Raw genomic sequence first — 20,136 nt, 5'->3', positions numbered from 1 at the left:
CGCAGGGTGACGGATTCCCCGGTGAACAGGGGAATCCTCGACCCTCCCCGCCTACAGCACGAGGGCCCCGACCGAAGCGGTCGGGGCCCTCGTGGGTGAGGTGCGATCAGTGGACGCGCGGGACGCCGGTCTCGGAGACGCCCTGGAAGTCGTCGCCGAGCTCCACCGGGTGCTCGCCGCCGCCGGCCAGGTGCTCGGCCGCGTGGTCCATGTCGTGACGGGTCGGCTTGTCCACCGAGCCGTCGTAGTAGAAGCGGCGCAGCTTCGCCCGGAGCGACTGCTTGCGGTACTTGGGGTTCCGCACGCCGTACGCGTCCTGCTGGTGCACTTCCTCGATCTCGGGCAGACGCTCGCGCGACGACGTGAGCTGGTAAGCGGCCGAGTCCGGCAGCGGGGCGTGACGCTCCGCGTACCCACCGTCGGGGGAGCGGTCGATGACGCCCGTCTCCCAGCCGTGGGTCAGCGTCTCGTTGTCCTTGCGCTGCAGCGAGATGCAGATGCGCTTCGTGACGATGAACGCGATCACCGGGAACACGAAGATGCCGATGCGCAGGACCCACGTGATGGCGAAGATGTCCAGGCCGAACTTCAGCGCGATGATGTCGTTGCCGCCGGCGATCCAGCCGCAGGCGTAGGCGGTCATCGCGGCCACGCCGAGCGCGGTGCGGACCGGGGCGTTGCGCGGACGCTCGAGCAGGTGGTGCTCACGCTGGTCGCCGGTGATCCAGCGCTCGATGAACGGCCACAGGGCGAGCGACGTGAACAGGATGCCCAGGCCACCGACGCCGGGGAGGAAGACGCTCCACGTCCACGTGCGGTTGAACCACGTGGTCTCCAGCGGCGGCATGAGGCGCACGAGGCCCTCGGACAGACCCATGTACCAGTCGGGCTGCGAGCCGGCCGTGACCTCGGAGGGGTTGTACGGACCGTACGCCCACACCGGGTTGATCTGGATCAGCGCACCCATGAGGGCGGTGAAGCCGAACACGACGAAGAAGAAGCCACCGGCCTTGGCCATGTACACCGGGAGCATGGGGTAGCCCACGACGTTCTCCTGCGTGCGTCCTGCGCCCGGCCACTGCGTGTGCTTGTGGTAGACGAGCAGCAGCATGTGCGCACCGATGAGGCCCAGCAGGATCGCCGGGATGAGCAGGATGTGTGCCATGTAGAGGCGGGGGATGATGATCTCGCCGGGGAACTCGCCGCCGAAGATGAAGAACTCCAGGTAGGAGCCGACGAGCGGGATCGAGCGGATCAGACCGTCGACGAACCGCAGGCCCGTGCCCGACAGCAGGTCGTCGGGGAGCGAGTAGCCCGCGAAGCCCTCGACCATGCCCAGCGCGAGCAGGCCGACGCCGATGAGCCAGTTGATCTCACGCGGCTTGCGGTAGGCGCCCGTGAAGAACACGCGCAGCATGTGGGCCATCATCGCCGCCACGAACAGGGCAGCCGCCCAGTGGTGGATCTGGCGCATCAGCAGGCCGCCGCGGATGTCGAACGAGATGTCGAGCGTGGAGGCGTAGGCCTGCGACATCTCGATGCCGTAGAGCGGCGCGTAGGAGCCGCGGTACTCGACCTCGCCCATGCTGGGGACGAACCAAAGCGTGAGGAAGACGCCCGACAGCAGCAGGACGACGAAGCTCCACAGAGCGATCTCGCCGAGCATGAAGGACCAGTGCTCGGGGAAGACCTTGCGCAGGTTCTTCTTGCCTGCGGCGGCCAGACCGAGCCGGTCGTCGAACCAGCCGACCGGGCCGGCCAGCTTCTTGCCGGTCGAGGAGTCCTCGATCCGGGTGAAGGTGCTCTGGCTCATGCGTCATCACCGGACTTCTTGTCGAGGTTCTTCTGATCGCGGGCGAGTTCGGGGTAGCTCGGCGCGACGATCTCGGGGAAGTCGCTGACCGCGATGAGGTAGCCCTCGCCGTCGACCGCGAGCGGCAGCTGCGGCAGCGGGCGGTAGGCGGGGCCGAAGATCACCTTGCCGTTGTCCGCCAGGTCGAAGGTCGACTGGTGGCAGGGGCACAGCAGGTGGTGGGTCTGCTGTTCCCACAGGCTGATGGGGCAGCCGACGTGGGTGCAGATCTTGGAGTAGCACAGGATGCCGTCGACACCCCAGTTCTCGCGCCCCTTCTTGGGGGTGATGTCCTCGGGGCGCATGCGCACGACGATGACCGCGGCCTTGGCCTTGGCGGCCAGCAGGTCGTGACCGTGCAGGACCGGGTGGCCCTCGTCGTCGGTCTCGAAGAAGATCGCGGGCTCGGCGTTGACGAGCTGGCCGACCTCGAGGTCGGACGGCTTGATGGGGGCGCCCGAGACGTCGTTGACGACGCGCATGCCCTTCTTCCACACCGTCTCGTCCTGGCTGTGGGGGAGGGGGCCCAGGTCGCGCAGCAGCACGATCGCGGGCAGGCCCATCGCGCCGACGGCGCCGAGGAGGCTGTTGCGGATCAGGGGACGACGGCCGATGCCGCTCTCCTGGACGCCCGCGTTGAGGTCGGCCAGGACGGCCGCGCGGTCCTCGTCGCTGGAGCGCGCCGGGTGACGGAGCTCGACCATCTCCTGATCGCCCATGAGCTTCTTGGCCCACTGGATGATGCCGATGCCGATCAGCAGCAGGGCGCCGCCGAGGGTCGTGCCGAACGCGAAGTTCTGCGCCGACCAGCCGCCGAAGGCGTTGCCGCTGTTCGGGTCGCCGAACGCGAAGATGCGCGTGTCGGCGTCGACCGTGAAGTACGCGACGCAGAAGCCCAGCAGCAGCAGCGTGGCCACGCCGAACATGCCGGCGATCTGGCGCTCGGTGCGGCGCTCCTGGTCGACGTCGACGTCCTGCGGGCGGTACTGGTGGGGAGCCAGTCCCGGATCGGCGACGGGATCGCCGGTGGGTTCGATGTCCGTGCTCATCGCTTCTTCGACCTCGTTCCGTGCATGCCGATCCAGACCGCGAACGCGGTGAGCCCGCCGATGCCGATGATCCAGACGAACATGCCGTCGACCACGGGGCCCAGGCCGCCGCCACCGATGCCGCCGTCGTTGCCCTGCTGCTGCACGGTCTTGACGTAGGCGATGATGTTGCGCTTGTCCTCGGGGGTCAGCACGTCCTCGGAGAAGACGGGCATCTGCTGCGGGCCGGTGAGCATGGCCTCGTAGATGTGGATGGCGTCGACGCCCTTGAGCGTCGGCGCGTAGCGGCCACTGGGGAGGGCGCCGCCGGCGCCGACCGAGTTGTGGCACGCGGTGCAGTTGGTGCGGAAGAACTCGCCGCCCTCGGAGATGCCCTCCTTGTCGACGCTCTGCCAGTCGAGGTCCTCCTCGGACGGACGCGCGGGTCCGGGGGCGAGGGAGGCGACGTAGGCGGCGATCTGGTCGATCTCGTCCTGCGTGTACTCGATGTGCTTGCGCGGGGCCTGCGGCGCGGTCTGCGCCATCGGCATGCGGCCGGTCTCCATCTGGAAGCCGACGGCGGCCGCGCCGACGCCGATCAGGGAGGGGCCGTAGTTGCCCTTCTCGTCACCGTCGCCGGCGGTCGTGATGCCCTCGGCGTTGAGGCCGTGGCAGCTGGCGCAGCCGACGACGAAGAGCTGGCGGCCCGCCTCGATCTGCGAGACCGAGGAGGCGGACTCGGCGGTGGCCGGTTCCGGCGCGACCGTCGCGTATGCCGCGCCGGTCAGCAAGAGGGCCAGGGCCAGCAGCGCCAGGAGCGCCATGGGGTGCCGGCGGCGTGTCGACAGTTTCCGCACCGAGAGAACCTCGTTCCTGAGAATCTGAGAATCGGGACCGGAGGTGGGGTCGGCGTCGCGACTTCGTCCCATCTCCGAGGGCCCGTGCATTCGCCTCAGACTAGCGAGGCACGAGCTCAGCCTGTGTAGTTAGGTCCGCCTATCCCCGAGGGGTCAGCGGATGATGTAGATGGCCGCGAACAGGGCCACCCAGACGACGTCGACGAAGTGCCAGTAGTAGGACACGACGATCGCGGAGACCGCCTGCTCGTGGGTGAACTTGCGAGCCGCGTAGGTGCGGCCGATGACGAGCAGGAAGGCCAGCAGGCCGCCGATCACGTGCAGGCCGTGGAAGCCGGTGGCGAGGTAGAAGAGGGAGCCGTACGCGGAGCTCTGGATCGTCAGGCCCTCGTGGACCAGCTCGGCGTACTCGGTGGCCTGACCGCCGATGAACACGGCGCCCATGATGAAGCTGATGATGAACCACTTGCGCATGCCGGCCGCGTTGCCCTTGGCCGCGGCGTAGACGCCGAGCTGGCAGGTGACGGACGACAGCACCAGGATCGTGGTGTTGACCGTGGCGAACGGGATGTTCAGGAGCTCGGTCTCCTGGGCCCACAGCTCCGGCGCGACGCTGCGCACCGTGAAGTAGGCCGCGAACAGCGTCGCGAAGAACATCAGCTCACTGGACAGCCACACGATGGTGCCGACCGTCACGTAGGACGGACGGCCCTCGACGCCGTGGAGCCGGGACGCGGGGATCGCAGAAGTAGTTGCCACGCCCTCATTATGTACGATGCCATCGTGAGCCAGCACCAGCCCCTTCGTGTCCTGCTCTACAGCGATGACGTCAAGGTCCGAACGGCCGTCGTCGCAGCGCTGGGCACCAGGCCGCACCCCGATCTGCCGCCGTTGGAATTCGTCGAGTGCGCCACCGAGCCGGTGGTCTGGCAGCAGCTCGACGCCGGGGGCATCGCGCTGGCGATCCTCGACGGCGAGGCCGTCCCGGCCGGCGGCATGGGCATCGCCCGCCAGATGAAGGACGAGCTCTACCAGGGCCCGCCGAGCCTCGTGCTGACCGGTCGCCCGCAGGACGCGTGGCTGGCCACATGGTCGCGCGCGGACGCGGTGGTCCCGCAGCCGCTCGACCCGTTCCGCCTCGCCGAGTCGGTCATCGCGCTGCTGCGCGGTGCCGCCGTCCCGGCCGCGCGTCCTTGAGCGGCGACCCCGCGGCGCTGTCCTGGCCGCACGTCCTCACCGAGCTGCTCGCCGGGCACGACCTCGACGCCGACGCCACCGCGTGGGCGATGGGCGAGATCCTCTCCGGTGACGCCAGCGGCGCCCAGATCGCGGGCTTCGCGGTCGCGCTGCGCGCCAAGGGCGAGACGTCCGCCGAGCTGCAGGGCCTGGTCGACGCGATGTACGCCAAGGCCACCACGCTCGACCTCGACGACCGCGTCGTCGACATCGTGGGCACGGGCGGCGACATGGCCAAGACGGTCAACATCTCCTCGATGGCCGCCGTCACCACCGCCGGTGCCGGGGTCGGCGTCGTCAAGCACGGCAACCGCGCGGCCTCCAGCCAGTCGGGCACGGCCGACGTCTTCGAGCGCCTCGGCGTGCGCCTCACGGTGCCGGCCGAGCACGTTCTCGACGTCTACCGCGAGGCCGGCATCACCTTCTGCTTCGCGCCGGTCTTCCACGCCTCGATGCGGTTCGCCGGCCCGGCCCGACGCGAGCTCGGCGTGCCCACGTTCTTCAACTTCCTCGGCCCGCTGACCAACCCGGCCCGCCCGGCGGCGTCGGCGATCGGCTGCGCCGACCCGCGCATGGCGCCGCTCATGGCCGAGGTGCTGGCGCGCCGTGGCAGCGACGCCCTGGTGTTCCGCGGAGACGACGGCCTCGACGAGATCACGGTGACCACCACCACGCGGTTCTGGCTGCCCGGTCCGGACGGCATCGAGGAGCACGTGCTCGACTCGGCCGACCTCGGCTTCGACCACGCGCCGGCCGATGCGCTGCGCGGTGGTGAGCCCGACTACAACGCCGACGTGTTCCGCCGGGTGCTCGACGGCGAGACCGGTCCGGTGCGCGACGCGGTCGTGCTCAACGCGGGCGCCGCGATCGCCGCCCACACGGGCTCCGAGGGCCCGCTCGTCGAGCGACTGCGCGCCGGCGTGGCCCGTGCGACCGAGTCGATCGACTCCGGTGCCGCCCGCGCGGCCCTGGCCCGCTGGGTCGAGGCGACCTCGCGCCACGTCGCCTGACACCGGTCGTCCCGGCCGGCGATAGCGTGGCGGCATGAGCATCGCCGGCGACCTCACACTCCTGGCCACCGATCCCGACACCGGCACGTTCCGGCTGGCGAGCTCGAACCCGACCGCCGTGTTCGCCGGTGCGCACCTCATCGACCTCGTGCAGCTGGGTCGCGTGGACACCATCGGAGAGAGACGTCGCGCGAAGGTGCAGGTGCTCGACCGGACCCCGACGGGCCGACCCGACGTCGACCACGCGCTGTCGCGGCTCAAGGACAGGCCGGTCTCGATCTCCTCGGCCATCTCGCGGATGGGGCACCAAGGGCGTCAGCGGGCCTACGCCGCCCTGGAGCAGGAGCACCGGGTGCGCTCGCGCACCGAGCGGGTGCTGCTGTTCGAGGTCACCCGGCACGACGTCGTGGACACCGAGCGGCGTGTCCGGCTCGTGCGCGACGTCCGCGCCGTGCTGGTCGAGGGCGCCGAGCCGGACGCCACCACGGGCCCGCTGGTCTCGCTGCTGGCGGCGGTGAGCCAGCTGCGGCTCGTCGTGGAGCGGTCGGAGCACAGGGCCGCGAAGGCGCGCGCCAAGCAGGTCTCGGCGGAGGACTGGGCGAGCGAGGCGGTACGCCGCGCGGTGGCGGGTGCCGAGGCCGCCGTCACGGCGGCGATCATCGGCGCCACGACCGCGGCGGCCGCCGGCGCCTCGTGAGCCTCGGTCCAGGCCACGCGGTGAGTGGTCGACCCTTCCGCGCAGCTCGCGGTGACCTGTCAACGGAATGGGACTGGGGTTCGGTTGCTGGGGCACCGGCGATGAGCGGGAAGGGTTGACAGCTCACCGCCTCACCAGTGGGCGACTCAGTCGAGGCCGATGCTGAACGCGTCCTCGAGGTCGTGCCGGCTGAACGCGCGGAAGGCGATCTGCGTCTGGGTGGACAGCACCCCGGGCACCTTGTTGAGCCGGTCGGCCACGACCGACGCGATCTCGTCGTGGGTGCGCACGCGCACCATCGCGATGAGGTCGTGGTCGCCGGTGACGGAGTAGACCTCGCTGACCCCGGGGATGTCGGCGATCGCTGCGCCGGTCTCGGGGATGGAGGAGACCTCGGCCTGGACGAAGACGATGGCGGTGATCACCGGGTCAGCCTAGCCGCGCTGTCAGGCCAGGCGCGCGACCTCGAGGTCGACGTCGAAGCGGTCGAGGTGACGTGCGGCGGCCGGCCATGCCGAGGCCCACGAGCCGCGCACCATGCGCACGCCGGGCGACTCGAGCCAGCGCAGCAGCACCTCGGTCTCCTCGACGAGCGCGGCGGGCATCGGCCGGGGCGCGGGCTCGACGGTCTCGGCGGTGGTGAGCAGCGTGTCGACCCAGCCGGCCGTGGCGCCGCGCGTGGTGGCGACCTGGCGCGGCAGGATCGCCGCGGCGGCGAGCCGGCCGTGGCGGATGACGTGGACCTGCCAGCCGTCGTCGTGTGGTGCCGCCGCGATGACCTCGGGCTCGGAGGCCAGCGAGTCGAGCCGCTGCGTGCGCCGCACGGCGCGGATCAGGCTGGCCGCGCGGTCGCGCAGGACCGCGGCGTCCTCGAAGCGCTGGGACTCGGCCAGGTGCGCCATCCGCTGCTCGAGGTGGGTGACGACCTCGACCGGGTCGGCGGTCATCGCCGTGCGGACGCGCGACACCTCGTACAGGTAGTCGGTGGGCGTGACGGCGCCGTCGCAGGGGGAGAGGCACTGGCCCAGCTCGGCCAGCACGCACGCGGCCCGGCTGGGCCTGATCGGCAGCCGGCCGGAGCACTGGCGGATCCGGAACGCGTCGTGGAGCGTGGCCAGCGCGGCCTCGGCCTGGCGGCGGCTGCGGAACGGGCCGATGTGGGTCGCGGCCCCCTCGGTGACCGAGCGGACGAGCGAGATCCGCGGCCAGGGCTCGTCGGTGAGGCGCAGCCACGACACGCGCTCGGGGAACTTCGACCGCCGGTTGTACGGCGGACGGTGCCGGTCGATGAGGCGCAGCTCGCGCACGCGCGCCTCGGTGTCGGTGGCGCACACGACGGTGTCGACGCGCTCGGCCAGCGCGATCATCTCGCCCATGCGGGTGCGGGTCTCGGCCTTGGTGAAGTACGACCGCACGCGCGTGCGCAGCGAGCGGGAGGTGCCGACGTAGAGCACCTCGTCGCGGGCGTCGCGGAAGAGGTAGACGCCCGGGGCGTCGGGCACGCTGTCGGCGAGGTGGCGCTTGCGGCGCTGCTGCGGGGTGACCTTGGACGTGAAGGACGCGACGTCCTCGACCGTGGCCACGTTCCACGTGCCGAGCCGCTCGAACAGGGCGTGCAGGACGTCGACCGTGGCCCGCGCGTCGGTGAGGGCCCGGTGGTCGGGCCGGACGGGGGAGAAGCGCGCCGCGAGCGTGGCGAGCTTGACGTTGGGCACCTCGTCGCGCAGCAGCACGCGCCGCGCGAGGACGGCCGTGTCGACGACGTCGAAGCCGGGCCAGGCGATGTCGAGCTCGCGCGCAGCGTGCTTGAGGAAGCCGGTGTCGAACGGCGCGTTGTGCGCCACGAGCACGCTGCCGTGCGCGAACTCGAGGAAGGAGGGGAGCGCCTCGGCGATCCGGGGCGCCTCGACGACCATCTGGTCGGTGATCCCCGTGAGCACCGTGATGAACGCGGGAATGAGCTGGTCGGGGTTCACCAGCGTCTGGAACTCGCCCAGGATCTCGCCGCCGCGCACCTTCACCGCACCGATCTCGGTGATCTTCGAGCCCTTCGCCGGCGAGCCGCCCGTGGTCTCGAGGTCGACGACGCAGAACGTGGTGTCGTGGAGCGGACGGCCACCCCAGTCGATGCCGGGATCGTCGAAGGCGGGTTGGTGCGGTGCCATGGGTGTGACCGTAGGTCGCCGGTCCGACGAATCCGGGCAGGCGCCGCCGCGGACCGAAATTGTCGGATGTCACACCTAGCGTCGCGGCCATGAACGAGATGGAACCCACGGCACCGGTCGTCGTCGACTGCGACAGCTGCCTCGTCCGCTGCCCCGCGGTGTGCGGCGACTGCGTCGTCTCGGTCCTGCTCGGACCGCCCGACGACGTCGCCTTCGACGCCGACGAACGCGCCGCCCTCGACACGCTCGCCGCCACCGGCCTGGTGCCCCCGCTGCGCCTCGTCGTGGGCCTGTCCGATCCCCAGACACACCTCGACGCAGGTTGATCGGCTGGGACGGGCGAACTACTGTTGCGTCTTGTGTCGCCGACGGCGGCACCGCCAAATCGTCCGGCCGCTCGCGGCCGCCGAACCGGGGAAACAAGTACGTGGGGTGAATCGACCGGCCCGCCGGTCGTAGGGCAAGACCGAGGCCCGAATCCGTCAGCTCACCTGGTAGGCGTCGAGGTACAGCAGGAGATTCTTTCGTGCGCTTTCGCACCGCAGCGGCCTCCGTGGCCGCGTCGGCCTTCGTGGCCGGCACGTTCATCGCCGTCTCCCCGGCCAACGCCGATCCCGAGGTGACCGAGGCCGACGTCGAGAAGGCCTTCGACCGCGCCGAGGCCGCCAACGAGACGCTCAACCAGCTGACGGCCGACGCCGAGGACCTGGACGGGCGCATCGACGAGGTCGGCTCCGAGATCCGCACGATCCGCAAGGTCTACCGCGTCCAGCGCGACGAGCTGGGCGCCGACATCGTGCAGCAGCAGCTCGAGCAGCCGCTCGGCCCGACGGTCGGCCTGCTCGGCAGCCAGGACCCCGACCTGTTCATCGAGGGCCTCAGCGCCATCGACGCGCTCAACACCACCCGCGCCGACGCGCTCGAGTCGTTCACGCGCACCCGCGTCGAGCTGGAGAAGCGCCAGGCGCAGCTGGCCGAGCACCAGCGCGAGCTCGACGGCAAGCTGGAGAAGGCCGAGAAGACCAAGAAGAAGCTGACCGAGTCCTACCAGAAGGCCAAGTCCGACTTCGCCCTCCTGTCGGCCGCGCAGCAGTCGCAGATGAACGCCGGCGACGTCACCGCCGTCCGCAACGCCGGCGCCGGTGCGGCCAAGAAGGCCATCGCCTTCGCCATGAACCAGCTCGGCGACCCCTACGTCTACGGTGGCACGGGGCCGGACAGCTGGGACTGCTCGGGCCTCGTGCAGAAGGCCTACGCCGCCGCGGGCGTCTCGCTGCCGCGCGTCGTCGGCCCGCAGATGTCGGCCGGTCGCAAGATCTCGGCCGGTGAGCTGGCGCCCGGCGACCTCGTCGCCTACCCGAGCATGTCGCACATCGGCATCTACCTCGGCGACGGCAAGGTCATCCACGCGCCGCGCCCCGGCAAGAGCGTCGAGATCACCAGCCTCTCGTCCGGCTTCGGCGTCTACGCGCGCGTCTCCTGACCCAGGCTCCACGCAGAACGGCCCCCGGCGATGCCGGGGGCCGTTCTCGTGCTCGGGGTGATCAGCGCACGTAGAGCGCCTCGATCGTGTCGTGCAGGTCGCGCACCACCATGTGGCGCTTCACCTTGAACGAGGGCGTCAGGTAGCCGTTCTCCTCGGTCCAGTCGTCCTCGACGATCACGAACTTGCGGATCGCCTCGGCGCGCGAGACCTGCGCGTTGGCGTCGTCGATCGCCTTCTGGACCTCGGCGAGCAGCTCGGGGTCGTCCAGGTCGCCCTCCCACGCCTCGGTGTCGATCGTGACGAGTGCGGCGACGAAGGGCTTGGCCTCGCCGACGACCAGGCACTGGCTGACCAGCGGGTGCGCGCGGACGCGGTCCTCGAGGATCGCGGGGGAGACGTTCTTGCCGCCCGCGGTGACGATGAGCTCCTTCTTGCGGCCCGTGATGCGGACGAACCCGTCCTCGGTGACCTCGCCCAGGTCGCCGGTGGAGAACCAGCCGTCCTCGGTGAGCACGTCGCGCGTGGCGCCCTCGGCGTTCCAGTAGCCCTGGAACACCTGCGGGCCGCGGAACTGCAGCTCGCCGTCGTCGCCGGTGCGGACCTCGACGCCCGGCAGGGGCGGGCCGACGGTGCCGATGCGCTGGGCGCCGGGGTGGTTCACGGTGAGGGCCGCGGTGGTCTCGGTGAGGCCGTAGCCCTCGAACACGTTGAGGCCGACGCCGCGGTAGAAGTGGCCGAGACGGTCGCCGAGGGGCGCGCCGCCGGAGATCGCGTGCGTGGCGCGACCGCCCAGGGCGTCGCGCAGCTTGCCGTAGACGAGCTTGCTGTAGAGCCCGTGCTTGGCCCGCAGCGCGAGCGACGCCTTGCCGGACTCGGTGGCGCGGCTGTAGGCGATGGCGGTGCGGACGGCCGCGTCGAAGATCTTGCCCTTGCCCTCGGCGTACGCCTTCGTGCTGGCGCTGTTGAAGACCTTCTCGAACACGCGCGGGACGGCGAGCACGAACGTGGGCTTGAACTGGCCCAGGTGCTCGACGAGGTTGGCGATGTCGGCGGTGTGGCCCAGCACCGAGCCGTAGCGGATCGCGCCGACCTGGACGATGCGCGCGAACACGTGCGCGAGCGGCAGGAACAGCAGGGTGGCCGCGTCGTCGGGGGCGAACATCACCTCGAGGCGCTCGTTGGCGCCCCACAGCTCGGCGCGGAAGTTGGCGTGCGTGAGCTCGCAGCCCTTGGGGCGGCCGGTGGTGCCGGACGTGTAGATCAGCGTCGCGAGGTCACCCTCGACCACGGCGGCGCGGCGGGCCTCGAGCGTCTCGTCGTCGATCGCGGCGCCCTCGGCGGCGAGCAGCGTCAGCACGTCCTCGATGGGACGGCTGGAGACGAGCTCGGGCGCCTCGGGTCGGGCCTCGTCGATGCGGGCGCGGTGCTCGTCGTTCTCGTAGAAGATGTGGGTCGCGCCGGAGTCGGCGAGGATCCAGGCGATCTGCGGCGCGGACGAGGTCTCGTAGATCGGCACGGTGACGGCGCCGATCCACCAGTTGGCGTAGTCGAGGACGGTCCACTCGTAGCGCGTCTTGGCCAGCAGGGCCACGCGGTCGCCGTGGCCGACGCCACCGGCCAGCAGGCCCTTGGCCGCCGCGGTCACCTGCTCGTGGAACTGGCCCAGCGTGACGTCGATCCACTCGCCGTCGACGACGCGGCGCAGCGACACGCGGTCGCGCTGGGCGTCGAGGCGGTCCAGGACGTCGAGGCTCAGGGTGCCCCAGGAGGCAGGGACGGGGTTCGAATTCTCCGTGGTCACAGACAGCACCGTACCGTCCCGCCACGCGGTGCCTCTGCGCCGATAGGCTGGTCGCCAGTCGAGGAGGTGGACATGGCGCGCACGGTCAGCGACATCGTGATCGAGGCTCCGGCCGGGGATGTGATGTCGGTCATCGCCGCGTTCGACGACTACCCCGATTGGGCCACCGGAATGCGCGAGGTCACGGTGCTGGCCACCGACGACGCGGGGCGTCCGCTCGATGTCCGCTTCGTGGTGGACTCCGCCCCCATCCGCGACACGTTCACGCTGCGCTACGACTGGCGCGACGAGCGGCTCGTCACCTGGAGCCTGGTGCCCGCCGACGAGACGATGCTGTCGGGCATGGACGGCTCCTACTCGCTGGACTCGGTGGCCGACGACAAGACCCGCGTCACCTACCAGCTGGCGGTCGACCTGAAGCTGCCGCTGCTGGGCATGCTCAAGCGCAAGGCGGAGAAGGTCATCGTCGACACGGCGCTCAAGGGACTCAAGCGCCGCGTCGAGAGCCACGCCGGTGGCTGAGCGCCTCGCCGTCGGGATCGACGTCGGCGGCACGAAGATCGCCGGGGGCGTCGTCGACGAGGACGGCCGGATCCTGGCGCGGTCGCGTCGCGCCACTCCCAGCACCGACCCGTCCGCCGTGCTCGACGCGATCGCCGACCTGGTCGAGGAGTTCCGCGACCAGTACGTCGTCCGCGCCGTCGGCGTGGGCGCGGCCGGCTACGTCGACGTCACGGGCTCCACCGTCGTGTTCTCGCCGCACCTGGCGTGGCGCAACGAGCCGCTGCGCGACGCAGTGGTCCGCCGCACGGGCCTGCCGGTCCTGGTGGACAACGACGCGAACGCCGCCGGCTGGGCCGAGTGGCGCTTCGGCGCGGCGCAGAACCTGCCCGACGTCGTCCTGGTGAACCTCGGCACGGGCATCGGCGGCGCGATGGTGCTCGACGGCAAGCTCTACCGCGGCCACTCCGGCATGGCCGGCGAGTTCGGCCACCAGCGGGTCGTCGATGAAGGCCGCCCCTGCGAGTGCGGCAACCGGGGGTGCTGGGAGCAGTACGCCAGTGGCCGTGTCCTCGAGCGCCGGGCGCAGGCCGCGGTGGCCGAGGGATCGGACATCGGCCGGGCCCTGGTCGAGGCGGCCGGGGGAGCCGACCGCGTCGACGGCGCCACGGTCGGACGCCTGTCGTCCGACGGCCACGAGGAGGCCCAGGCCTGGGTCGGCGACGTCGGCCGCTGGCTGGGCATCGGGCTGGCCAACCTGGCGGCCTCGCTGGACCCCGCGATCTTCGTCATCGGCGGCGGCGTCAGCCAGACTGGCGAGACGCTGCTGCGGCCGGCCCGGTTCGCCTTCCACGACCACCTGACGGGACGCGGCTACCGTTCCGAGGCGCGCATCGTCGCGGCCCACCTGGGCAACGACGCCGGCCTCGTCGGGGCGGCCGACCTCGCCCGGCTCAGAGCGCGGCGCCGTCGTCCGGCCAGTCCGGGTTACTCGGTCCGCGGTCCGGCAGTCGCGCGATCAGGTAGGCGACGGCGCAGACCGCGGCGATGACCACGGCCGCCACGAGCACGGGCGGCGGGGTCATGTCGGCGAGGCGCGCCAGGATCAGCAGTGCCGGGCCGCCGATGATGACGAGCCAGGCCGTCTTGGTGCGCTTGTCGGTGGGCAGGTCCGCCGGACCGACGTCGCGGTAGAACTGGTCGTCCTGCTCCTCGGGCTCGGCGGCGCGCCGCTGCTCCTCCTCGAGCTCCTCGCGCTCGCGGGCCGCGGCGGCCCGCGCGGCCGAGCGGTCGAAGTCGTCGAGTCCGCTGAGGTCGAGCTCGAGGCCTTCGACGATCCGGTCGAAGTCGTCGCGCGGTGATGCGGGGTCGGTCATGGCGACCTCCTCGGGACGGTGGAGCGGCTCACGCGCCGGGCGCGTGGTCGGCGATGAACTGTGCCGACCTCTCCATGATGAACTCCGCATCGTGATCGAGCGTCGCGACGTGGAAGCTGTCGTTCAGCTCGACCAGCTCGCGCTCGCCGGAGGAGACGCCCTCCATGACCAGGCCGACGGTGGTCTCGTCGACCACGTGGTCGTCGGCGGACCGGAACACCAGCAGGGGAGCGGTGACGCGGTCGAGGTTCTCGCGCACGTCGCGCCACAGCTGCAGCTGCGAGGCGAGCGCCTTCAGCGGCGTGCGGCTGTAGGCGATCTCGTCCTGGCCCGGCTTCTTGATGTCGTTGGACACGCCGCCGATCGACGGCAGCACGCGGCTCAGCAGGGGCACCAGCTTGAGGTCGAGACGTTTGAGCGCGATCGCGGGGTTCACCAGCACGAGCGCGTCGACCTCGTCGGGTCGCTGCTCGGCCAGCCGCAGCGCCAGCGCGCCACCCATCGACAGCCCGCACACCGCCACCCAGTCGCACTGCTCGCGCAGGTCGGTCAGCGCGGTGTCGACCTCGCCGTACCAGTCACGCCACGTCGTCGTGTTCATCTCCTGCCACGTGGTGCCGTGCCCGGGCAGCCGCGGCACCGACACCGTGTGTCCGGCCTCGGCCAGCAGCCGGCCCCACGGCGTCATCGAGGCGGGCGAGCCGGTGAAGCCGTGGCTCAGCAGGACGCCCACACGGCCGCCGGGGGAGAAGAACGCTTCGGCACCGGGACGGACGGGTGACGTGCCGGGGGCGAGGGACTCGGACATGACGCCATGGTGCCCCATGTCACGTCCGGTCGGACAGCGGCGCGGTAATGTCTCGTGCGTGTTCTACTGGTTCCTCAAGTTCCTGGCTCTGGGTCCGGTGCTCAAGCTGATCTTCAGGCCGTGGGCCGAGGGCACCGAGAACGTCCCGCGCGAGGGCGCGGTGATCCTGGCCAGCAACCACCTGTCGTACAGCGACTGGCTGTTCATGCCGCTGGTGATCCCGCGCCGCGTCACCTTCGTGGCCAAGGCCGAGTACTTCGAGGGCACCGGTCTCAAGGGCTTCCTGCAGCGCTCCTTCTTCTCCGGCTCGGGCCAGGTACCGATCGACCGCAGCAGCGGCAGCGCCGCCGCCGGCGCGATCCGCACCCAGCTGCGCCTGCTCGCCGAGGGCGAGGTCTGCGGCATCTACCCCGAGGGCACCCGGTCGCACGACGGCAAGCTCTACCGCGGCCGCACCGGCGTGGCCCGCCTCGCCCTCGAGGCCAAGGTCCCGGTCATCCCCGTCGCCGTCATCAACACCGACGTCGTCGCGCCTCCCGGGAAGATCGTGGGGCGCTACGCCCGGCCCGGGGTGCGCTTCGGCAAGCCGCTGGACTTCAGCCGCTACGAGGGCATGCAGGACGACCGCTACATCCTGCGCGCGATCACCGACGAGATCCTCTACGAGATCATGAACCTCTCGGGCCAGGAGTACGTCGACCTCTACGCGCCCGACGCGAAGAAGCGCGACAAGGAGCTGGAGCGCCAGGCCGCCAAGGAGCGCGACCGCGCCGAGGCCGACGAGGTCTGGGAGGAGATCGCCGAGTAGGGCTGTCCCGTCCTGCATGCGGACGTCGTCGGGGGCGCGGGAACCGGTCGCGTATCCTTTCTTGGTGAGCATTCCCAGCCTTGAAGAACTGCGTGCGATCGGTGCTGCGCAGCAGCCCACGTACCCCGATCTCGATGCGCGCGACGCCGCCGTCGAGAAGCTGCGGAAGATGCCCCCGCTGGTCTTTGCGGGCGAGTGCGACTCGCTGCGCGACAAGATGGCGGCCGTGGCACGCGGCGAGGCCTTTCTGCTCCAGGGCGGCGACTGCGCCGAGACGTTCGAGGGCGTCACCGCCGAGAACGTGCGCAACAAGCTGCGCGTGCTGCTGTCGATGGCCGTCGTCCTGACCTACGCCGCGAGCGTCCCGGTCGTGAAGGTCGGCCGCCTGGCCGGCCAGTACGCCAAGCCGCGCTCGAGCGACACCGAGACGCGCGACGGCGTCACGCTGCCGGCCTACCGCGGCGACGCGGTCAACGGGTTCGACTTCACCCCCGAGGCGCGTCACCCCGATCCGCAGCGCCTGCTCGACGTCTACCACGCCTCGAGCGCCACGCTGAACCTCGCGCGCGCCTTCACCACCGGCGGCTACGCCGACCTGCGCCAGATGCACTCGTGGAACACGGACTTCGTGCGCAACAGCCCCGTGCGCGAGCGCTACGAGCGCATCGGCGACGAGATCGACCGCGCCCTGGCCTTCATGGAGGCCATCGGCGCCGATCCCGACGAGCTGCACACCGTGGACTTCTACTCCTCCCACGAGGCCCTCGTGCTGGAGTACGAGCACGCGCTGACGCGCATCGACTCGCGCACCGACCGCCCGTACGACGTCTCGGGCCACTTCGTGTGGATCGGCGAGCGCACGCGCCAGCTGGACGGCGCCCACGTCGAGCTGCTGAGCCGCATCGCCAACCCGATCGGCGTGAAGCTCGGTCCTACCAGCACGGCCGACGACGCGCTCGCGCTCTACGAGAAGCTCAACCCCGACCACGTGCCGGGCAAGATCACGTTCATCACCCGCTTCGGCGCCGAGAAGATCCGTGACCTGCTGCCCACGCTCGTGGAGAAGGTCACGGCCGCGGGCGCGCAGGTCGCGTGGGTCACCGATCCCATGCACGGCAACACGTTCGCCACCGACAACGGCTACAAGACGCGTGAGTTCGACGCCGTCATCGACGAGGTCCGGGGCTTCTTCGAGGTCCACCGCGCCCTCGGCACGTGGCCCGGCGGCCTGCACGTCGAGCTCACCGGCGACGACGTCACCGAGTGCCTCGGCGGCGGCATGCGCCTGTCGGCCCAGGACCTGGAGCACCGCTACGAGACGCTGTGCGACCCGCGCCTGAACCGGGCGCAGTCGCTGGAGCTGGCCTTCCTCGTCGCCGAGATGCTCGCCGGCCGCTCCTGATCCTCGCTCCTGACCTCGCGCCCCGGCGCGAGGTCAGGAGAGGAACACGGTGACGGTCGAGCCGGGCTTGACCTTCTTGCCCACGGTCGTCATCTGGTACTGGACGCGGGCGTCGTCGCCCGAGAACGGGTTCTTCGCGGCGTTCAGCTTCAGGCCGAGCGCGGTGACGGCCGCGCGGGCCTCGTCCTCGGTCATGCCGCGCAGGTCGGGCACCGCGACGAGCTCGGGTCCCTTGGAGACCGTGAGCGCAATCGTGTCGCCGCGCACCCCAGTGCCTGCCGACGGGGTCTGCGAGATGACCACGCCCTTCTTGACGCTGTCGCTGAACTGCTCGACCTCGCGGACGACGAAGCCGGCGTCCTCGAGGGCGGCGGAGGCGTCGTCGGCCGCCTGGCCGGTGTAGTCGGTGATCGTGATGGGCTTGGGGCCCTTGCTGACGACGAGGTCGACGGCGGTGTCGCGCTTCACCTGGTCGCCGACCTTGTGGCTCGAGGACTTGATGATCCCGTCGGTGGGGACCTTGTCGCTGAAGGCCTGGGTGACCTCGCCGACGCGCAGGTTCAGCGAGCCCAGGATGGTCTCGGCCTCGGACACGGAGCGGCCCTGGATGTTCGGGATCTCGTAGCGCTCCTTGCCCTTGCTGACGACGAGCGTGATGACGTCGTCGGGCAGGGCACGCGACCCGGCGTCGGGGTCGGACGAGACCACGGCGCCCTTCTCGACGACCTCGGAGAAGGCGGGCTCGCCCAGCTCGGTGGTGAAGCCGGCGGCCTCGGCGGTCTTGACGGCCTCGGCCTGGTCGAGCGAGACGAGGTTCGGCACGGTCTCGTAGCGGCCGATCGCCAGGTACCAGCCGAGCAGGGCGGTGGCGGCCAGCGCGGCGAGCGCCACGAGGAGCAGGACCGGACCGCGACGACGCCGGCCCGCCGGGGCGGGCTCGGCCTCGGAAGGACGGTCGACCGCGGCAGGCGCGACCGGACCGCCGAACGTGGTGGTGGGCTCGGTGACGGCGGTGGTGGGCTGGTCCTGGCCGACGTCCCACAGCGAGGTGACCGGCGCGGTCATCTCGACGTCCGCGGGTGGGCCGTCGAGGACGGGCGCGACGACCGGCGTGGGCCCCGAGCCCGGGAGCAGGTCCTGCGTCAGCTCGGGATCGTCGGCGAGACCGGCGGCCAGGGCGCGCTGGACCTGGCGCAGCTGGTGCAGCAGGACGCGGGCGTCGGGGGAGCGGCGCTCGCGGTCGCGCGTCATGGCGCGACGCACCAGAGCGTCGAGGTAGGGCGGGATGCCCGGCTGCAGCGTGGAGGGCGGCGCGACGTCCTCGTTGACGTGCTGGTGGGCCACGGCCAGCGGCGAGTCGCCCGTGTGGGGCTTGGAGCCCGTGAGCATCTCGAAGAGCATCGCGCCGCACGCGTAGACGTCGGTGCGGGCGTCGGCGCCCTGGTGGGTGATGACCTCGGGCGCCAGGTAGGACACGGTGCCGACGAGGACGCCGTCGAAGGTCGAGTCGTTGGAGATCGCGCGGGCCAGCCCGAAGTCGGCCAGCTTGACCTCGCCGGTGGTGGAGATCAGCACGTTCTCGGGCTTGATGTCGCGGTGGATCAGGCCGGCGTCGTGGGCCGCCGAGAGCGCCATCAGCACGGGCTCGAGGTAGGACAGCGCCCGCCGTGGCGCCATCGGCGCCTCCTCGCGCAGCACGTCGCGCAGGGTGCGACCCGGGACGTACTCCATGACGAGGTAGATCGTCTCGCCGTCGACACCCTGGTCGTAGACCGAGACGATGCCGCGGTGGTTGAGCTTCGCCGCCGACTGGGCCTCGCGCACGAACCGCTCGGGGGTGTCCTCGAGGTCGGTGTCGGGGTGCATGATCTTGACCGCGACGATCCGGTCGAGCCGCAGATCGGTGGCGCGGAAGACGCTCGCCATGCCGCCCCGGGCGATGCGCTCATGGATCACGTAACGCTGGTCGAGCGTGCGCCCGACCAGTGCGTCGTCGTCCGTGACCGTCATGCTCGCCTCCTGGGACACCTCGATTCTAAGGGCTGGGCCCCCAGCACCCGTGCTCCCTCGGATCAGCGGACGCGTCGGATGGCCGCGTCGACCAGCGGCTCGAGCACCGGACCGGCCGACGGGCCGATCCGGGCGATGGCGCGCAGCGACTGCTCGACGAGCCGGTCGATGTCGGCCTCGACCTGCTCGAGGGCCCCGCTGGACTCGATGAGGTCGTGCAGCTCGGCGACGCCCTCCTCGGTGCCGAGGAGCGCCAGGACGCGCTCGTGGCCGACCGCGTCAGCGGTGCGGGCGACCAGGACGGTGCGCTTGCCCTCGCGCAGGTCGTCGCCGATCGGCTTGCCGGTGTCGGCCGGGTCGCCGAAGACGCCCAGGACGTCGTCGCGCAGCTGGAATGCCTCGCCGAGCGGCAGCGCGACCTCGGTCAGCCGGCCCAGCAGGTCATCGTCGCCGCCGGCCAGCGCCGCGCCCACGTGGAGGGGCCGCTCGATCGTGTACTTGGCGGACTTGAAGCGGATCACGTGCATCGCGCTGGCGACGTCGAGCCGGTCGCGGGTCTGCGCGAGGACGTCGAGGAACTGGCCCGAGACGACCTCGGACTTGCACGCGTCCCACAGTCGCGCGGCGCGGGCGTCGGGCTGGGCTCGACGCAGGTGCTCGTCGGCCCACGACAGCATGAGGTCGCCGACGAGGATCGCCACGCGGGCCCCGTACTCGTGGGCCTCGCCGTGACCGCCGGCCGCGACGTGCCGCGCCTCGAAGTCGCGGTGCACGCTGGGGCGGCCGCGCCGGGTGTCGGAGCCGTCCATCAGGTCGTCGTGGACCAGCGCGCTGCCCTGGAGCCACTCGAACGCCGCGCCCGCCGCGGCGATGCGCTCGTCCGAGGGGGCGCCGCCGGCGAGGAGCCAGCCGGCGTGGCAGAAGGTGGGCCGGAGCAGCTTGCCACCGGCGGTGAAGTCGACGGCGGCGTCGACGAGGTCGCCCACCGCGGGATCGAGATCGGTCAGCAGTCGCCGCTGCTCGCCGACGAAGGAGTCCAGCTGTCGAGCGACAGCTGTCCGAAAGGTGGAATCGGCTGCCGGGCTGTTCACGTCCGTGA

General features: G+C 71.2%; 20 protein-coding genes and 1 riboswitch. Of the genes, 9 read left to right on the top strand and 11 right to left on the bottom strand.

The window, feature by feature from the left end:
- Nucleotides 1-106: 106 nt before the first annotated feature.
- From ACGWYL_RS15665 to ACGWYL_RS15650, 4 genes are all read right to left on the bottom strand, one after another.
- A complete protein-coding gene (locus tag ACGWYL_RS15665; RefSeq protein WP_395487649.1) occupies nucleotides 107-1,813 on the bottom strand; it encodes a cytochrome b N-terminal domain-containing protein in 1,707 nt (568 codons plus the stop codon).
- Nucleotides 1,810-2,901, bottom strand: a complete 1,092-nt coding sequence (locus tag ACGWYL_RS15660; RefSeq protein WP_179424076.1) for a ubiquinol-cytochrome c reductase iron-sulfur subunit — start codon at nucleotides 2,899-2,901, stop codon at nucleotides 1,810-1,812. Before ACGWYL_RS15660 ends, ACGWYL_RS15665 begins: the two co-directional genes overlap by 4 nt.
- A complete protein-coding gene (locus ACGWYL_RS15655; RefSeq protein ID WP_179424077.1) occupies nucleotides 2,898-3,737 on the bottom strand; it encodes a c-type cytochrome in 840 nt (279 codons plus the stop codon). The genes ACGWYL_RS15660 and ACGWYL_RS15655 overlap by 4 nt, the downstream gene beginning before the upstream one ends.
- Before the next feature lie 153 nt (nucleotides 3,738-3,890).
- Complete coding sequence (locus ACGWYL_RS15650) at nucleotides 3,891-4,433, bottom strand: heme-copper oxidase subunit III (protein ID WP_269307055.1); 543 nt, start codon at nucleotides 4,431-4,433, stop codon at nucleotides 3,891-3,893.
- A gap of 87 nt (nucleotides 4,434-4,520) precedes the next feature.
- On the opposite strand from ACGWYL_RS15650, the gene ACGWYL_RS15645 reads away from it, so the two are divergent.
- Genes ACGWYL_RS15645 through ACGWYL_RS15635 form a run of 3 tightly spaced genes read left to right on the top strand, consistent with a single transcriptional unit; the run spans nucleotide 4,521 to nucleotide 6,680 of the window.
- Nucleotides 4,521-4,934 carry a hypothetical protein gene (locus tag ACGWYL_RS15645; protein WP_269302656.1) on the top strand — a complete coding sequence of 138 codons (414 nt, stop codon included), beginning with the start codon at nucleotides 4,521-4,523 and terminating at the stop codon, nucleotides 4,932-4,934.
- A complete protein-coding gene (gene trpD, locus ACGWYL_RS15640) occupies nucleotides 4,931-5,983 on the top strand; it encodes an anthranilate phosphoribosyltransferase (RefSeq protein WP_395487648.1) in 1,053 nt (350 codons plus the stop codon). The genes ACGWYL_RS15645 and trpD overlap by 4 nt, the downstream gene beginning before the upstream one ends.
- A 34-nt stretch (nucleotides 5,984-6,017) precedes the next feature.
- Complete coding sequence (locus ACGWYL_RS15635; protein ID WP_395487647.1) at nucleotides 6,018-6,680, top strand: GPP34 family phosphoprotein; 663 nt, start codon at nucleotides 6,018-6,020, stop codon at nucleotides 6,678-6,680.
- A 146-nt stretch (nucleotides 6,681-6,826) separates the two neighbouring features.
- Here the strand turns inward: ACGWYL_RS15635 and ACGWYL_RS15630 are convergent, their stop codons facing one another.
- Together ACGWYL_RS15630 and ACGWYL_RS15625 are read right to left on the bottom strand one after the other, a co-directional pair.
- Nucleotides 6,827-7,105 (bottom strand): Lrp/AsnC family transcriptional regulator, encoded by a 279-nt coding sequence (locus tag ACGWYL_RS15630; RefSeq protein WP_179424080.1) that lies wholly within the window; start codon nucleotides 7,103-7,105, stop codon nucleotides 6,827-6,829.
- Between the two features lie 21 nt (nucleotides 7,106-7,126).
- Entirely contained in the window at nucleotides 7,127-8,845 is a 1,719-nt protein-coding gene (locus ACGWYL_RS15625; RefSeq protein WP_395487646.1) for a DEDD exonuclease domain-containing protein, read from the bottom strand.
- Nucleotides 8,846-8,934: 89 nt separating this feature from the next.
- Between ACGWYL_RS15625 and ACGWYL_RS15620 the strand changes: the two genes are divergently transcribed.
- Together ACGWYL_RS15620 and ACGWYL_RS15615 are read left to right on the top strand one after the other, a co-directional pair.
- On the top strand, nucleotides 8,935-9,171 hold the full coding sequence (locus tag ACGWYL_RS15620; protein ID WP_179424082.1) for a hypothetical protein: 237 nt from the start codon (nucleotides 8,935-8,937) through the stop codon (nucleotides 9,169-9,171).
- A gap of 42 nt (nucleotides 9,172-9,213) precedes the next feature.
- Nucleotides 9,214-9,361, top strand: a riboswitch (cyclic di-AMP (ydaO/yuaA leader).
- Nucleotides 9,362-9,371: 10 nt separating this feature from the next.
- The gene (locus tag ACGWYL_RS15615; protein WP_395487645.1) at nucleotides 9,372-10,328 is read left to right on the top strand and encodes an NlpC/P60 family protein; all 957 of its coding nucleotides are present in this window, start codon (nucleotides 9,372-9,374) and stop codon (nucleotides 10,326-10,328) included.
- Nucleotides 10,329-10,389: 61 nt separating this feature from the next.
- Here the strand turns inward: ACGWYL_RS15615 and ACGWYL_RS15610 are convergent, their stop codons facing one another.
- On the bottom strand, nucleotides 10,390-12,132 hold the full coding sequence (locus tag ACGWYL_RS15610) for an AMP-dependent synthetase/ligase (protein ID WP_395487644.1): 1,743 nt from the start codon (nucleotides 12,130-12,132) through the stop codon (nucleotides 10,390-10,392).
- A 72-nt stretch (nucleotides 12,133-12,204) separates the two neighbouring features.
- On the opposite strand from ACGWYL_RS15610, the gene ACGWYL_RS15605 reads away from it, so the two are divergent.
- Both ACGWYL_RS15605 and ACGWYL_RS15600 read left to right on the top strand, forming a co-directional pair.
- Nucleotides 12,205-12,654: an SRPBCC family protein gene (locus tag ACGWYL_RS15605; RefSeq protein WP_395487643.1), complete on the top strand. Its 450-nt coding sequence runs from the start codon at nucleotides 12,205-12,207 to the stop codon at nucleotides 12,652-12,654.
- The gene (locus ACGWYL_RS15600) at nucleotides 12,647-13,684 is read left to right on the top strand and encodes an ROK family glucokinase (protein WP_395487642.1); all 1,038 of its coding nucleotides are present in this window, start codon (nucleotides 12,647-12,649) and stop codon (nucleotides 13,682-13,684) included. Before ACGWYL_RS15605 ends, ACGWYL_RS15600 begins: the two co-directional genes overlap by 8 nt.
- Here the strand turns inward: ACGWYL_RS15600 and ACGWYL_RS15595 are convergent.
- Nucleotides 13,587-14,009 (bottom strand): hypothetical protein, encoded by a 423-nt coding sequence (locus ACGWYL_RS15595; RefSeq protein ID WP_395487641.1) that lies wholly within the window; start codon nucleotides 14,007-14,009, stop codon nucleotides 13,587-13,589. The two genes, ACGWYL_RS15600 and ACGWYL_RS15595, sit on opposite strands and share 98 nt — an antisense overlap.
- A gap of 28 nt (nucleotides 14,010-14,037) precedes the next feature.
- Complete coding sequence (locus ACGWYL_RS15590) at nucleotides 14,038-14,817, bottom strand: carboxylesterase (protein WP_269302643.1); 780 nt, start codon at nucleotides 14,815-14,817, stop codon at nucleotides 14,038-14,040.
- A gap of 16 nt (nucleotides 14,818-14,833) precedes the next feature.
- Here ACGWYL_RS15590 and ACGWYL_RS15585 point away from each other — a divergent pair, with 16 nt between their 5' ends.
- Together ACGWYL_RS15585 and ACGWYL_RS15580 are read left to right on the top strand one after the other, a co-directional pair.
- Nucleotides 14,834-15,625 carry a 1-acyl-sn-glycerol-3-phosphate acyltransferase gene (locus tag ACGWYL_RS15585; RefSeq protein WP_179424087.1) on the top strand — a complete coding sequence of 264 codons (792 nt, stop codon included), beginning with the start codon at nucleotides 14,834-14,836 and terminating at the stop codon, nucleotides 15,623-15,625.
- A gap of 64 nt (nucleotides 15,626-15,689) precedes the next feature.
- On the top strand, nucleotides 15,690-17,027 hold the full coding sequence (locus ACGWYL_RS15580) for a class II 3-deoxy-7-phosphoheptulonate synthase (RefSeq protein ID WP_395487640.1): 1,338 nt from the start codon (nucleotides 15,690-15,692) through the stop codon (nucleotides 17,025-17,027).
- Nucleotides 17,028-17,060: 33 nt separating this feature from the next.
- Here ACGWYL_RS15580 and pknB read toward each other — a convergent pair whose 3' ends face one another.
- Nucleotides 17,061-19,037: a Stk1 family PASTA domain-containing Ser/Thr kinase gene (gene pknB, locus ACGWYL_RS15575; RefSeq protein ID WP_179424089.1), complete on the bottom strand. Its 1,977-nt coding sequence runs from the start codon at nucleotides 19,035-19,037 to the stop codon at nucleotides 17,061-17,063.
- A gap of 62 nt (nucleotides 19,038-19,099) precedes the next feature.
- Entirely contained in the window at nucleotides 19,100-20,128 is a 1,029-nt protein-coding gene (locus ACGWYL_RS15570; RefSeq protein ID WP_395487639.1) for a polyprenyl synthetase family protein, read from the bottom strand.
- Between the last annotated feature and the right edge of the window lie 8 nt (nucleotides 20,129-20,136).

This window comes from Aeromicrobium sp. JJY06, assembly GCF_044069275.1.
Lineage (GTDB): Bacteria > Actinomycetota > Actinomycetes > Propionibacteriales > Nocardioidaceae > Aeromicrobium > Aeromicrobium tamlense.
The sequence above is the reverse complement of the archived record's forward strand: the minus strand, read 5'-3'. Positions and strand labels throughout refer to the sequence as shown.